The organism is Micromonospora coriariae (assembly GCF_900091455.1).
In the GTDB taxonomy this organism is placed as follows: Bacteria; Actinomycetota; Actinomycetes; order Mycobacteriales; family Micromonosporaceae; genus Micromonospora; species Micromonospora coriariae.
This window is the reverse complement of the sequence record NZ_LT607412.1, coordinates 443518-456715: the sequence shown is the minus strand read 5'-3', so window position 1 is coordinate 456715 and position 13198 is coordinate 443518. Positions and strand designations below refer to the sequence as shown.

The following is a 13198-nucleotide window of genomic DNA, read 5'->3' as shown; positions in this document are numbered from 1 at the left end:
TTCGGGGACAATGTCCGACATGACGTCCACTGCCGATGCTCCGCGGTCGCCCGGGCGACCGCGGAGCCTCCGCGCCGATGAGGCGATCATCGAGGCCACCCTCGACCTGCTCGCCGAGGGCAGCACCATCGAGGCGCTCTCGATCGAGGCGATCGCCGCCCGCGCCGGGGTTGGCAAGGCCACCATCTACCGCCGCTGGGCCGGCAAGGACGCGCTGCTGCTGGACGCGCTACGCCGGCTCAAGGGCATCCTGCCGCAGCCCGAGGGGCACTCCGTCCGCGATGACCTGGTGCTGCTCGTCGGCGCGATCGGGAAGAACGTCGACCCGCGAGCGTCGAAGATCATGCCGTGCCTGGTGCCCGAGGTGAACCGCAGCCCGGACCACTTCCGGCTCTACCAGAACATCATCGCCCCGCGCCGGCAGCTCATGCGCGAGGTGCTGCGGCGCGGCATCGACGAGGGCCTGCTCCGGCCCGACATCGACCTGGAGGTGACCATGGCGCTCCTGACCGGGCCGATGCTGATCCAGCGGGTACTGCAGTGGAACCCGGAGCTGGACGAGCGGGCCCTGCCGGAGCAGGTCGTCGACGCGGTGCTGGAGGGCATCCGCCCCCGCTGACCCGCCCCCGCCCCCGCCCCTCCGCCCGCCGCCCGCCGCCGCCCCCCACCGCGTCGATCTAGGGAATATCGCTGCTGTTGGAGATCAAGGAGCGGCGATCTGCCCTAGATCGACGCGGTGGGGGCCGGCGGGCGGCCGGGCGGCAGGTGCTCAGCCGGCCGGCGCGCGCAGCCGGTGCAGGCGCAGCGCCAACTGCACCTCCAACGCCCGCTCGGGCTTCTGCCAGTCGGCGCCGAGCAGCTGACCGACCCGCTCCAACCGCTGGGTCACCGTGTTGACGTGCACGTGCAGCTGCTCGGCGGCCCGGGCCAGGCTTCCGCCCACCCCGAAGTACGCCTCCAGCGTCTTCACCAGCGCCGTGCCCCGCCGGGCGTCGTAGTCGAGCACCGGCCCGACGGTGGCGGTGAGGAACTGGGCCACGTCCTTCTCGCCCCGGTCACCGACCGTGCCCAGCAGCAACCCGACGAAGCCCAGCTCCGCCGTGCTCGCCCCCTGACCGGAGCGACCCAGCGCGCCCAGCGCGGTGAGGCAGCGGTCCGCCTCGTGGAACGTGCCAGCGAGGGTCGCCGGCCCGGCCGACGGGCCACTCGCCCCGGCGGTCACCGGCCGACCGGTCACCCGGGACAGGTCCCGGGCCACCGCACGGGCGCTGCTACCGGCGTCCCGCCCGGGCAGCATCAGCACCACCCGACCGTCACGCGCCGCCGCCAGGCCACCCCGCGCCGAGGCGTACGTGGTGGCCCAGGAGAGCACCCGCTGCCGGGCCGATCCGGTGGCCGCGATCGCGTCGTCGCCCACCGCCACCAGCACGTGCGGGGCATCCAGATCCACCCCGAGGCGGCGGGCCCGGCTGCGCAGCGCGTCGGTGTCCCGCAGCGGCCGGGCGATCAGGTCGTCCAGCAGCTCACCGCGGACCCGACCCTCCGCCTCCGCCACGGTGCGCCGGAACAGCAGCAGCAGCGCGGTCACCAGCGCGGCCCGCTCCAGGATCCGCTGGTCGGCGTCGACCAGCTCGTCGTCCGGGCGCAGCACCAGGGCGCCCAGGTTCTCCGCGCCGGCCACCACCGCCGCGTACCAGAGCGGGCCCCGGCGCACGCTGCGCCCCTCCGTCCGGGACGCGGCCACCGCCTCGACGATGTCCGCCCGGTCCGGCTCCTCGATCTCACCGACCCGGGCCAGCAGCCGCCCCTCGGCGTCCAGCGCCAGCAGCGCCCCGTCCAGCACCTCGGTCACCGCGGCCGCCACGTCCTCCACGCCGCCACCGCGCAGCACCAGCGCGGTCATCCGGTCGTGCGCCGCCGCGGCCCGCTCCACCGAGCTGCTGTGCGCCCGGATGGTGGTGTTCGCCGCCGACAGCTCCGCCAGCGCCGAGCGGGTCTCGGCCAGCAGCCGGGCGGTGTCGATCGCCACTGCGGCGTGCGCGGCGAGGGACACCAGCAGCGCCACCTCCTCCCGGGCGAACGGCCGGGCCGAGCGGTTGGCCGAGTAGAGCACCCCGATCGAGGTGGAGCCGAGCCGCAGGGGCACCCCGAGGATCGCCACCAGGCCCTCCTCACCGACCCCGGCGTCGATTTCCCCGGTGTGGTGGAAGCGCTCGTCCTCGCCGTAGTTGGCGGTGACGTACGGCGCGCCGGACTGGGCCACCAGGCCGCCGAGGCCGGCGCCCATCGGCAGCCGCAGTCGCTGGAACCGGGCCGAGACCGACCCGTCGGTCACCCGCATGTAGGTGTCGCCGCGCTCGTCGTCGTTGAGCGTCATGTAGGCCACGTCGGCGCCGAGCAGGTTGCGGGCCCGGTGCACGATCGCCCGCAACACGTCGTCCAGATCGCGCAGCCCGGCCAGGTCACTGACCGTGTCGTACAGGCCGGACAGCTCGGTCTCCCGGCGGCGCCGACGCTCCAGCAGCGCGCGGACCCGCAGCGCCACCGTCTTCGCCTGCTCCAGCTCGGCCAGGCGGTCGGCGGGCAGCCCGGCGGCCCGCGCGGCCACCAGCGGTCCCTCGAACTCGACCGCCGCGGCCTCGCGGGCGAGCAGTTCCAGGAACTCCACCGGCGATGACATGGTCGACATTGTGCTCGGGCCCACTAGTTGGCCGTCCAGCCCCCGTCGAGCGCGATCGACGCGCCGGTGATGAACGCCGCCGGCGGTGAGCAGAGGTACGCCAGCAGCTCCGCCACCTCCTCCGGTTCGATCAGCCGCTTGATCGCGGCCCGGGCCAGCATGATCTTCTCGATCACCTCGGCCTCACCGATGCCGTGGCTGGCCGCCTGGTCGGCGATCTGGCTCTCCACCAGCGCGGTGCGCACGTACGCCGGGTTGATGCAGTTGGCGGTCACGCCGTGCGCGGCGCCCTCCAGCGCCACCACCTTCGACAGTCCTTCGAGGGCGTGCTTCGCCGAGACGTAGGCCGCCTTGTACGGCGACGCCCGCAGCCCGTGCACCGAGGAGATGTTCACGATCCGGCCCCAGCCGCGCGCGTACATGTGCGGCAGCGCGCGGCGGATCAGCAGGAACGGCGCCTCGACCATCACCCGCTGGATGTACTCGAAGCGCTCGACGGGGAAGTCCTGCACCGGCGCCACGTGTTGGAGCCCGGCGTTGTTCACCACGATGTCCACGTCCACGTCGAGCCGGTCCACCGCGGCGGCGTCGGCCAGGTCCACGCCCTCGGCCCGGCCACCGACCTCGGCGGCCACCGCCTTGGCCGCCTCCAGGTTGCGGTCCACCACGAGCACCTTGGCGCCGGCCGCGCCCAGCCGCAGGGCACAGGCTCGCCCGATGCCGCTGCCACCCCCGGTGACCAGGGCGGTCCGACCGGCGAGGTCGACCTGTACGACGTGGGGGACCGCCACGGGTTCTGCCGTCATGGCGCAAGAAGTTACGAGCTGTGTGGGCCTGGGCACATGGGCCAGCAACACATACTCCACACCGAAGCTGTGTGGCCCCCCGGCACGGCAGGTCGCCTCTGCAACCCAGCACCACTCCATGATCGAAAAGGGCGGGCGTGTCTGTTGGGGCGCGTGGGAGGGCGGGCAGTAGGGTGTCGAACACACGTACTGCTGACGGGTGGGAGGGGGCGGCGTGCGGGTTCTCGGTGTCGACCCGGGGCTCACCCGATGCGGGGTGGGCGTGGTCGAGGGCGTGCCGGGGCGGCCCTGCACCCTGATCGCCTACTACGTGATCTACACCGACCCGGCCGACGACCTGCCGCTGCGGCTGCTGCACCTGGACCGGTCGCTGACCGACCTGGTCGCCGAGCACCAACCGGAGAGCGTCGCCGTCGAGCGGGTGTTCAGCCAGCACAACGTCCGCACGGTGATGGGCACCGCGCAGGCCAGCGGCATCGCCGTGCTGGCCGGGGCGCGCGCCGGGCTGCCGGTGCAGACGTACACCCCGAGCGAGGTGAAGGCGGCGGTGACCGGCTCCGGTCAGGCCGACAAGGCGCAGATGACCGCCATGGTGACCCGGCTGCTGCGGCTGGCCGAGCCGCCGAAGCCGGCCGACGCCGCCGACGCGCTCGCCCTGGCCATCTGCCACGTGTGGCGTGGCGGGACCCGCTCCAAGCTGGCCGCGGCGGCCGACCGGGCACGACGAGGAGGAACGCGATGATCGCCAGCGTGCGCGGCACGGTGACCGCGACCGGGCCGGACCAGGCCGTGATCGAGGTCGGCGGGGTCGGCCTGGCCGTGCACTGCGCCCCCGGGCTCATCGCCGAGCTGCGGGTCGGCCAGAGCGCCCGGCTCGCCACCAGCCTGGTCGTCCGGGAGGATTCGCTTACCCTCTACGGCTTCGCCGACGACGACGCCAAGGCGCTGTTCGAGCTGCTCCAGACCGCGAGCGGCGTCGGCCCGAGGCTGGCCCAGGCGGTGCTGGCCGTGCACACCCCCGACGCGGTGCGCAAGGCGATCGTCAACGCCGACACCGCCGCGCTGACCAGGGTGCCCGGGATCGGCAAGAAGGGCGCCGAACGTCTGGTGCTGGAGCTGCGCGACCGGATCGGCCCGGTGTCGATAGGCGCGGACGGCGTGGGCGGGGTGACCGGCGGCGCCTGGCCCGATCAGGTCCGCCAGGCGCTGGTCGGGCTGGGCTGGACGGCGGGGCAGGCCGACCAGGCGGTGGCCGCGGTCGCGGAGACCGTCGACGGTGAGACCCCGCCCGTGCCGGTCCTGTTGCGGCAGGCCATCCGCCTGCTGGGTCGCACCCGATGAGTGAGACCGAAGGGCTCGTCTCGGCGTACGTCACCGACGCGGAGCGGGACGCGGAGGCCACCGTACGGCCCCGGCGACTGGCCGAGTTCATCGCCCAGGACCGGGTCCGCGATCAGCTCGACCTGTTGTTGCAGGGCGCCATGCGGCGCGGCTCGCCGCCGGACCACATCCTGCTCTCCGGCCCGCCCGGGCTGGGTAAGACCAGCCTGGCCAACATCGTCGCCGCCGAGCTGGGCGCGGGCATCCGGGTGACCAGCGGGCCGGCGATCGAGCGCTCCGGTGATCTGGCGGCCATCCTGACCAGCCTCGCCGAGGGTGACGTGCTGTTCATCGACGAGATCCACCGGATCGCGCGGCCAGCCGAGGAGCTGCTCTACAGCGCGATGGAGGACTTCCGGGTCGACGTGGTGGTCGGCAAGGGGCCGGGCGCCACAGCCATCCCGCTGGACGTCGAGCCGTTCACCCTGGTCGGGGCGACGACGCGGTCGGGCCTGCTGACCGGGCCGATGCGGGACCGGTTCGGTTTCGTCGCGCACCTGGACTTCTACGCCCCGGCGGACCTGGAGACCCTGCTGCACCGCTCGGCGCGGATCCTCGGTGTGCCGATCACCCCCGAGGGCGCGACCGAGATCGCCGGCCGGTCCCGGGGCACGCCGCGGATCGCCAACCGGCTGCTGCGCCGGGTCCGCGACTACGCGGAGGTGCGGGCCGACGGAGTGGTCGATCTCGCCACCGCCCGCGCCGCGCTGATCGTGTACGACGTGGACGCGCTGGGCCTGGACCGGCTGGACCGGGCGGTGCTGACCGCGCTGGTCGACTCGTTCCGGGGTGGTCCGGTGGGGCTGTCCACCCTCGCCGTGGCGGTGGGGGAGCAGCCGGACACGGTCGAGGAGGTCTGCGAGCCGTTCCTGGTCCGCGCCGGCCTGCTGGCCCGTACCCCGCGCGGCCGGGTGGCCACCGAGGCCGCCTGGCGGCACCTGGGCCGAACGCCGCCGAATGGTACATTTGGGGTGGATGTCCCGCCGGCGCCCGATCTGTTCTCGTTGGACGCCGAACAGCCGTGATGTGAACGTGATCTGCACCGCATTCGGTGTTCTCAGGTGCAGGGATTAGACTTCGCCGCGGTCTGTACAGGACGTGAGAATCCGCCTCCGCTCCGGCACCCCATGTGCCGGGGAGGTGGCCAATGGGAAGGTCAGTAACCGTGCTTTACGCAGCAGCGGGTGGCGGGGCCGGCAGCTTCACGCCGATCCTGATGATCGCCCTGCTCTTCGGTGTCATGTACTTCATGATGATCCGCCCCCAGCAGAAGCGCCGCCGCGAGGCGGAGTCGATGCAGTCCAACCTCGGCCCCGGCGACGAGGTCGTGACCATCGGCGGGCTCTACGGCACGGTCACCGGCATCGAGGACGACACCGTCCTGATCGAGGTCGCCCCGGGCGTGCAGACCCGGTACGCCCGGCCGGCCATCGCCCGGGTGGTCACCCGCGCGGAGCTGCCGAGCGAGCCGGTCACCGAGGACGCGGACACCGTCAAGGAGTGACCCCTCCCTCCGGGGGTGGCGGGTTCGGCGTACGGCCGGGCCACGACCCCCGGGGCCACCGCGCCCGACGGGGCAGCGGACGTGACGTGAAAACTGGATAGTTGGGTCGACGCCGGGCGTCGGCACGTTCCCGTGACCGTCGGCGTCTCGCGCCGGCGCGCACGGCCATCGTGTCGGCCTCTCGCCGGCCCAGGTCAGACCCGTCGGCCCGGACCCCCGGCCCGACACCCGCCGCCGCGCGCAGCGGCGCGACCGTACAGGGAGACAGGACAACCGTGGCACCACCTCAGGGACAGATGCGGCCCGGCCGGCAGCTCGCCGTGCTCGGGTTCATTCTCGTCGTCCTCTACCTTTTGGTGTTCTTCGCGGGCGGCGCCAGCGGCAGCTTCAAGGACCGGCTCGAGCCTCGGCTCGGCCTGGACCTGATCGGCGGCACCCGGATGACGCTGGAGGCGACCAACAGCGTCGACGGCAAGCCCCCGACGGCCGAGAACCTCGAGGAGGCCCGGCAGATCATCGAGAACCGGGTCAACGCGTTCGGCGTCGCCGAGGCCGAGGTGGTCACCGAGGGCAACCGGAACATCGTCATCTCCCTGCCCGGTGAAAACCGGGATCTCACCGACGTGGGCAGCGCGGCCGAGCTGCGCTTCCGCAAGGTGCTCAAGGCCGCCGACGGCAGCGGGACGGCCGCGGTGCCGCCGCCAGCCGCCACGCCGGCCCCCTCGGGCAGCGCCAGCCCGACCCCGTCCGGCAGCGCGTCGCCGACCCCGTCCGGCAGCGCCGCGCCCAAGGTGACCACGTCGCCGAGCGGCGGGCAGGGCGGAATGGCCCCGGCGCCCAGCGCCAGCGCCACGCCGACCCCGTCGGCCTCGGCCTCGCCGAGTGCCGCCGCGCCGTCACCGAGCGCCAGCGAGGCCCCGGTGCCGGCCAGCATCGAGGAGCAGCGCAAGGCCGTCGAGCAGAAGGTCGGCGCTCCCGCCTGGCAGGCCGCCAGCGGGTTGCAGGCCCCGGCCGACCTGACCGCCGATCCGTCGCTGGCTGACAAGCTCAAGCCGTTCGGCACGCTGTCGCCGCAGGAGGTGGCGGTGCTGCCGGCGCAGATGCAGTTCAACGTGCCCACGATCAGCTGTGCACAGCTCGACAAGCGCCCGCCGGCGTCGATCTCCGACCCGAAGCAGCAGGTCGTCTCCTGCGAGGACGGCGCCTCCAAGTACCTGCTCGACCAGGCCAAGGTGCTGGGCACCGACGTGGACGACGCCGACGCGGTGCTCGACCAGACCAACTCCTGGGTGGTCAGCCTCGACTTCACCGGCGACGGCCAGGGCAAGTGGACCGCCCTCACCCGTGAGGCGTTCAACAACGAGGGCCAGGCCTGCGACGCGACCGCGCTGGGCCAGGACGGCAAGTGCCGGGTGGCCGTCGTGCTGGACAACGAGATCGTCTCCTCGCCGGAGATCCAGGGCGTGCTGACCGGCAACTCCCAGATCACCGGCAACTTCACCCAGAAGGACGCGAGCACTCTCGCCAGCCAGCTGCGCTACGGCGCGCTGCCGGTGACCTTCGAGCCGCAGGAGTCGCAGAACGTCACGGCCACCCTGGGCGCCAGCCACCTGCGGGCGGGTCTGCTCGCGGCCGGCATCGGCATGCTGCTGGTCATCATCTACGCGTTCTTCTACTACCGGCTCCTCGGCTCGGTGATCTTCCTGAGCCTGATCCTCTCCGCGCTGCTGGTCTTCGGCGCGCTGGTGGTGCTCGGTCGGCAGATCGGCTTCACGCTCACCCTCGCCGGTATCGCCGGCATGATCGTCTCGCTCGGTGTGGCGGCGGACTCGTTCGTCATCTACTTCGAACGGTTGAAGGACGAGATCCGGGAGGGGCGCAGCCCACGCAGCGCGGTGCCCCGCGCCTGGATCCGGGCACGCCGGACGATCATCTCGGCCAACGCGATCACCCTGCTCTCCGCCGTGGTGCTCTACGTGGTCTCGGTCGGCACGGTCAAGGGCTTCGCGTTCGCCCTCGGCCTGGCCACCGTGCTGGACCTGGTCGTGGTCTTCCTCTTCCGGCACCCGATCATGACGATGTTCGCCCGGACCCGGGCGTTCCTTTCTCCGCGGGTCAGCGGCCTGGGCCGGGCGCTTCCGGCCCGCAGCCAGCAGCCTCAGCCCCGCAACCCGCGCGCCAAGGAGGCCTGAGATGGCTCAAAACGGTCTGGCGAGCCGCCTCTACAACGGCGAGGCCGGTCTCAACATCGTCGGTCGGCGCAAGCTCTGGTTCGGCGTAGCAGGGATCCTGGTCCTGATCGCGATCCTCAGCTTCTCGATTCGTGGATTCAGCCTCGGCATCGAGTTCGCCGGCGGCAACTCGTTCCAGGTTCCGGCCAGTGTCGGCACCCTGGAGCAGGCCGAGGAGGAGGTCAACTCGGCCCTCGCCGCTGAGAACACCGGCATCGAGGTCGCCACCGCACAGAAGGTCGGCGGCCCCGGCGGCGACTCCTACGAGCTGCGTACGGCGCAGCTCAGCGCCGAGCAGACCAACGCCGTCAAGGCCCAGATCGCCGAGGACCTCGGCATCGACGCCAACCAGATCAGCGGCAACCAGGTCAGCGAGGCGTGGGGCAGCCAGGTGACCGAGCGGGCCGTGCTCGGCCTGGTCATCTTCATCGCGCTGGTGATGGTCTACCTGATCCTGCGCTTCGAGTGGCGGATGGCCGTCGCCGCGGTCTCCTCGCTGTTCATGAACCTGATCCTCACCGCCGGCATCTACTCGCTTGTCGGCTTCGAGGTCACCCCGTCGACGATCATCGGTTTCCTCACGATCCTGGGCTTCGCGCTCTACGACGTGGTGGTGGTCTTCGACAAGGTTCAGGAGAACACCCGGGGCATCACCGCCAACAACAACCAGACGTACGGCGAGGCGGCCAACCTGGCCGTCAACCAGAGCCTGATGCGGTCGCTGAACACCTCGGTGGTCGCCCTGCTGCCCGTCGGTGGTCTGCTCTTCATCGGCGCCGGCCTGCTCGGCGCCGGCACGCTGAAGGACCTCGGCCTGGTGCTGTTCGTCGGTATGGCGGTGGCGTTCCTGACCTCCATCCTGGTGGCCACGCCGCTGCTGGCGCTGCTGAAGAACTACGACCCGCGGATCCAGGCCCACAACAAGCGGGTGCTGGCCCGCCGGGGCGCGCTGTCCCGTGGCGAGATCACGCCGAAGGGTGCCCCGAGCCCGGCCCAGGCCGACGGTGCGGACACCCCGGTCGACCCGGACTCCGCCGCGCTGGCCGGCGCCGCCCCCAAGGTGGGCGCCCGTCCGGCGGGTAAGCGGCCGACCGGCGCCCGGGGCGGTCGCCCCGGTGGCGGCGGCAACCGGCCGGGTGGCGCCAAGCGGCGCTGACCGGCGCCCGGGGCGGACCCGGGAGGAAACGCCCGAACGGCGTCCGGCATGCTGTGCGAGCAGCATCGCCGGACGCCGTCGTCGTTGGAAGGAAACGGAAACAGCCGTGACGGAGACCCACAGCACCGCGGCGCGCGGGGACAGCGGCCCGGAGACCGCCCGGCTGGTGGCCAGCCGGGTGCTGGACGTGCCCGACTTCCCCCAGCCCGGTGTCATGTTCAAGGACCTGATGCCGCTGTTCGCCGACGGTGCGGCGTTCCGCGAGGTGACCGACGGGATCGTCGCGTACCACGGGCGGGACAGCTTCGACGTGGTGGTCGGCATCGAGGCGCGCGGGTTCGTCGTCGCGGCGGCCGTCGCGTACGCGGCCGGGGTGGGCGTGGTGCCGGTGCGCAAGGCCGGCAAGTTGCCCCGCGCGGCCCACTCGGTGTCCTACGCCCTGGAGTACGGCGAAGCCACCCTGGAAGTGCACGAGGACGCGTTCACCGCCGGGCACCGGGTGCTGGTGGTCGATGACGTGCTGGCCACCGGCGGCACCGCCGAGGCGACGCTGGATCTGGTCGAGCGGGCCGGGGGGACCGTCACCGGTTTCACAGTGCTGCTGGAACTCGCCTTCCTGGGTGCCCGGAAGCGGCTGGCCCCGCGTCCCGTCCATGCCCTGCTGACCGTTTGAGCCCGGGGCCGTCGGGCGGAGCGGGCGCCGACCGTCCGGCGGAGCGGCAGGGGACCGTCCGTGCGGGTAGCATTGCCCTTTGCTGACGCCGGCGGTACGCCGTCCGGCGGCGCGAGACCAGGCCGGCCGACGTACGGCCGGTGTGTTCCGGCGAGCGGTGAGGAGGCCGGTGTCCCACGATGTCGTCCCTCCGGTGGAGGGCACGGTGCACCCGACAGGCGACGCTGACGGCTCGGTGACGGAGCGCAACGGTGACGCGCCGACCAGGGTGACGGGCGCCGGCAACGGCTCCGGCAAGTCTCCGGCCGAGGGCGCGGTGCGTCCGACCGTCGCGGTGCCGAGCGCGGAGGCGTCTCCCGGTGCCGACGGGGTCGTGGTCCCGTTCCCGACCGACGCCGGCGTCGAGCCGCTGCCGAGCGGCGGCTTCGGGTTGTCCAACGCGCCCACCGGGCGGCGGGTCCGGGCACGGCTGGCGCGGTTCAACGCGCCGTGGCAGACCTCGCAGGTCAGCGAGGTGCTCGAGCCGCTCATCGCCAGCCACCGGGAGAACCACCCGAAGGGCGACGCCCGGCTGCTCCAGCGCGCCTTCGACACGGCCGCGCGGTGGCACTCCGGGCAGTACCGCAAGTCCGGCGACCCGTACATCACCCACCCGCTGGCGGTGGCCACCATCCTGGGCAACCTGGGGATGGACACCACCACGCTGGTCGCCGCGCTGCTGCACGACACCATCGAGGACACCGAGTACACGCTCGACCAGATGCGCGCCGACTTCGGCGGCGAGGTCGCCCTGCTGGTCGACGGCGTCACCAAGCTGGACAAGGTCAAGCTGGGTGACGCGGCCAAGGCCGAGACGATCCGCAAGATGGTCGTGGCCATGGCCAAGGACCCGCGGGTGCTCGTGATCAAGCTGGCCGACCGGCTGCACAACATGCGCACCCTTACCTTCCTGCCCCGTCCCAAGCAGGAGCAGAAGGCCAAGGAGACGCTGGAGATCCTGGCCCCGCTGGCCCACCGGCTGGGTATGAACACGATCAAGTGGGAGCTGGAGGATCTCGCCTTCGGCACACTGTTCCCGAAGCGCTACGAGGAGATCAACCGGCTGATCGGGGAGCACCAGCCGCAGCGCGAGGCGCTGCTACGGCAGGTGACGCAGAAGGTGCAGACCGACCTCAAGGCCGCCAAGATCAAGGCGGAGACCACCGGCCGGCCGAAGCACCTCTACTCGATCTACCAGAAGATGATCGTGCGAGGTCGCGACTTCAACGACATCTACGACCTGGTCGGCGTGCGGATCCTGGTCGACACGGTGCGGGACTGCTACGCCGCGTTGGGCGTGATCCACGCCAACTGGCAGCCGGTGCCGGGCCGGTTCAAGGACTACATCGCGATGCCCAAGTTCAACATGTACCAGTCGTTGCACACGACGGTCATCGGGCCCACCGGCAAGCCGGTGGAGATGCAGATCCGCACCTACGCGATGCACCGCACCGCGGAGTTCGGCATCGCCGCGCACTGGAAGTACAAGGAGCACAAGGGCACCCAGATCGTCGGCCCGCCGGCGCACATCGACGAGATGACCTGGTTGCGGCAACTGCTGGACTGGCAGCGCGAGGCGGCCGACCCGAGCGAGTTCCTGGACGCGCTGCGCTTCGACCTGTCCAGCCAGGAGGTGTACGTCTTCACCCCGAAGGGTGACGTCATCCCGCTGCCGACCGGGTCGACGCCTGTGGACTTCGCGTACGCGGTGCACACCGAGGTCGGGCACAAGTGCATCGGCGCGCGGGTCAACGGCAAGTTGGTGCCGCTGGAGTCGACGCTCTCCAACGGCGACGTAATCGAGATCTTCACCTCGAAGTCCGAGACGGCCGGCCCGACACAGGACTGGCTGGGCTTCGTCAAGAGCCCGCGCGCCCGTACGAAGATCCGCCAGTACTTCAACAAGGAGCGGCGCGAGGAGGCGATCGAGGCCGGCAAGGACGCGATCGTCAAGGCGATGCGCAAGCAGGGCATGCCGTTGCAGCGGATGCTCACGTCCGACGCGCTGATGTCGATCGCCCGGGACCTGCACCTGGCCGACGTGGCCTCGCTCTACGCGGCGGTCGGTGACAGCCAGGTCTCCGCGCAGTCGGTGGTGCAGAAGCTGATGGCCGCGTACGGCGGCGAGGAGGGCGCGGCGGAGGACATCGCCGAGACCGCCGTCGCCACCCGGCCCCCGCGTAGCCGGCAGAGCAGCGCCGATCCGGGCGTGGTGGTCCGGGGCGTCAGTGACGTCTGGATCAAGCTGGCGCGCTGCTGCACCCCGGTGCCACCGGATTCGGTGTTCGGCTTCGTCACCCGCTCCGGCGGGGTGAGCGTGCACCGCGACGACTGCGCCAACGCGGAGGACCTGCGGGCGCAGAGCGAGCGGGTGGTCGAGGTGAGCTGGAAGCTCACCTCCGCCTCGACGTTCCTGGTGGCCATCCAGGTGGAGGCTCTGGACCGGCACAAGCTGCTGGCCGACGTCACGCGGGTGCTGTCCGACGAGCGGGTCAACATCCTCTCCGCCACCGTCACCACCACCCGTGACCGGGTGGCGGTGAGCCGGTTCAGCTTCGAGATGGCCGACCCGAAGCACCTGGGCCACCTGCTGGCCACGGTTCGCAAGGTCGACGGCGTCTTCGACGCCTACCGGGTCACCTCCGGCGCCTGATCCCGCCCCACCCGGCGTACGCCACCGGGGTCCGATACACGAAAGCGCCCGCCGGCTCGGCCGGCGGGCGCTTCGT

11 protein-coding genes are annotated in these 13198 nt (G+C 72.0%); 9 read left to right on the top strand and 2 right to left on the bottom strand.

The genetic code is table 11. The annotated features are described in order from the left end of the window. The first annotated feature begins 10 nt into the window (after positions 1-10). Positions 11-619 carry a TetR/AcrR family transcriptional regulator gene (locus GA0070607_RS02090; protein WP_089016634.1) on the top strand — a complete coding sequence of 203 codons (609 nt, stop codon included), beginning with the start codon at positions 11-13 and terminating at the stop codon, positions 617-619. A gap of 150 nt (positions 620-769) precedes the next feature. Here the strand turns inward: GA0070607_RS02090 and GA0070607_RS02085 are convergent, their stop codons facing one another. Together GA0070607_RS02085 and GA0070607_RS02080 are read right to left on the bottom strand one after the other, a co-directional pair. Further along, positions 770-2704, bottom strand: coding sequence for a helix-turn-helix domain-containing protein (locus GA0070607_RS02085; protein ID WP_172898963.1), 1935 nt, complete (start codon positions 2702-2704; stop codon positions 770-772). Beyond that, positions 2704-3486 carry a 3-hydroxybutyrate dehydrogenase gene (locus GA0070607_RS02080; protein WP_089016633.1) on the bottom strand — a complete coding sequence of 261 codons (783 nt, stop codon included), beginning with the start codon at positions 3484-3486 and terminating at the stop codon, positions 2704-2706. The genes GA0070607_RS02085 and GA0070607_RS02080 overlap by 1 nt, the downstream gene beginning before the upstream one ends. A 214-nt stretch (positions 3487-3700) precedes the next feature. On the opposite strand from GA0070607_RS02080, the gene ruvC reads away from it, so the two are divergent. From ruvC to GA0070607_RS02040, 8 genes are all read left to right on the top strand, one after another. Next, positions 3701-4228: a crossover junction endodeoxyribonuclease RuvC gene (ruvC, locus tag GA0070607_RS02075; RefSeq protein ID WP_089016632.1), complete on the top strand. Its 528-nt coding sequence runs from the start codon at positions 3701-3703 to the stop codon at positions 4226-4228. Continuing rightward, entirely contained in the window at positions 4225-4827 is a 603-nt protein-coding gene (gene ruvA / locus GA0070607_RS02070; RefSeq protein WP_089016631.1) for a Holliday junction branch migration protein RuvA, read from the top strand. Before ruvC ends, ruvA begins: the two co-directional genes overlap by 4 nt. After that, positions 4824-5891, top strand: a complete 1068-nt coding sequence (gene ruvB, locus GA0070607_RS02065; protein ID WP_089016630.1) for a Holliday junction branch migration DNA helicase RuvB — start codon at positions 4824-4826, stop codon at positions 5889-5891. The genes ruvA and ruvB overlap by 4 nt, the downstream gene beginning before the upstream one ends. A 140-nt stretch (positions 5892-6031) precedes the next feature. Beyond that, the gene (yajC, locus tag GA0070607_RS02060; protein WP_172898962.1) at positions 6032-6370 is read left to right on the top strand and encodes a preprotein translocase subunit YajC; all 339 of its coding nucleotides are present in this window, start codon (positions 6032-6034) and stop codon (positions 6368-6370) included. Positions 6371-6645: 275 nt separating this feature from the next. After that, positions 6646-8562 (top strand): protein translocase subunit SecD, encoded by a 1917-nt coding sequence (gene secD, locus GA0070607_RS02055; protein WP_172898961.1) that lies wholly within the window; start codon positions 6646-6648, stop codon positions 8560-8562. A 1-nt stretch (position 8563) separates the two neighbouring features. After that, positions 8564-9757 (top strand): protein translocase subunit SecF, encoded by a 1194-nt coding sequence (secF, locus tag GA0070607_RS02050; RefSeq protein ID WP_089016627.1) that lies wholly within the window; start codon positions 8564-8566, stop codon positions 9755-9757. 106 nt (positions 9758-9863) lie between these two features. Then, a complete protein-coding gene (locus GA0070607_RS02045) occupies positions 9864-10430 on the top strand; it encodes an adenine phosphoribosyltransferase (RefSeq protein ID WP_089016626.1) in 567 nt (188 codons plus the stop codon). Between the two features lie 169 nt (positions 10431-10599). Beyond that, a complete protein-coding gene (locus GA0070607_RS02040; protein ID WP_089016625.1) occupies positions 10600-13122 on the top strand; it encodes a RelA/SpoT family protein in 2523 nt (840 codons plus the stop codon). The last annotated feature ends 76 nt before the right edge of the window (positions 13123-13198 follow it).

Bases quoted from the DNA above. Each gene is read 5' to 3' on its own strand.
- secF (WP_089016627.1), top strand. From the start codon at position 8,564: ATGGCTCAAAACGGTCTGGCGAGCCGCCTCTACAACGGCGAGGCCGGT.
- GA0070607_RS02080 (WP_089016633.1), bottom strand. From the start codon at position 3,486: ATGACGGCAGAACCCGTGGCGGTCCCCCACGTCGTACAGGTCGACCTC.
- ruvA (WP_089016631.1), top strand. From the start codon at position 4,225: ATGATCGCCAGCGTGCGCGGCACGGTGACCGCGACCGGGCCGGACCAG.
- GA0070607_RS02090 (WP_089016634.1), top strand. From the start codon at position 11: ATGTCCGACATGACGTCCACTGCCGATGCTCCGCGGTCGCCCGGGCGA.
- ruvB (WP_089016630.1), top strand. From the start codon at position 4,824: ATGAGTGAGACCGAAGGGCTCGTCTCGGCGTACGTCACCGACGCGGAG.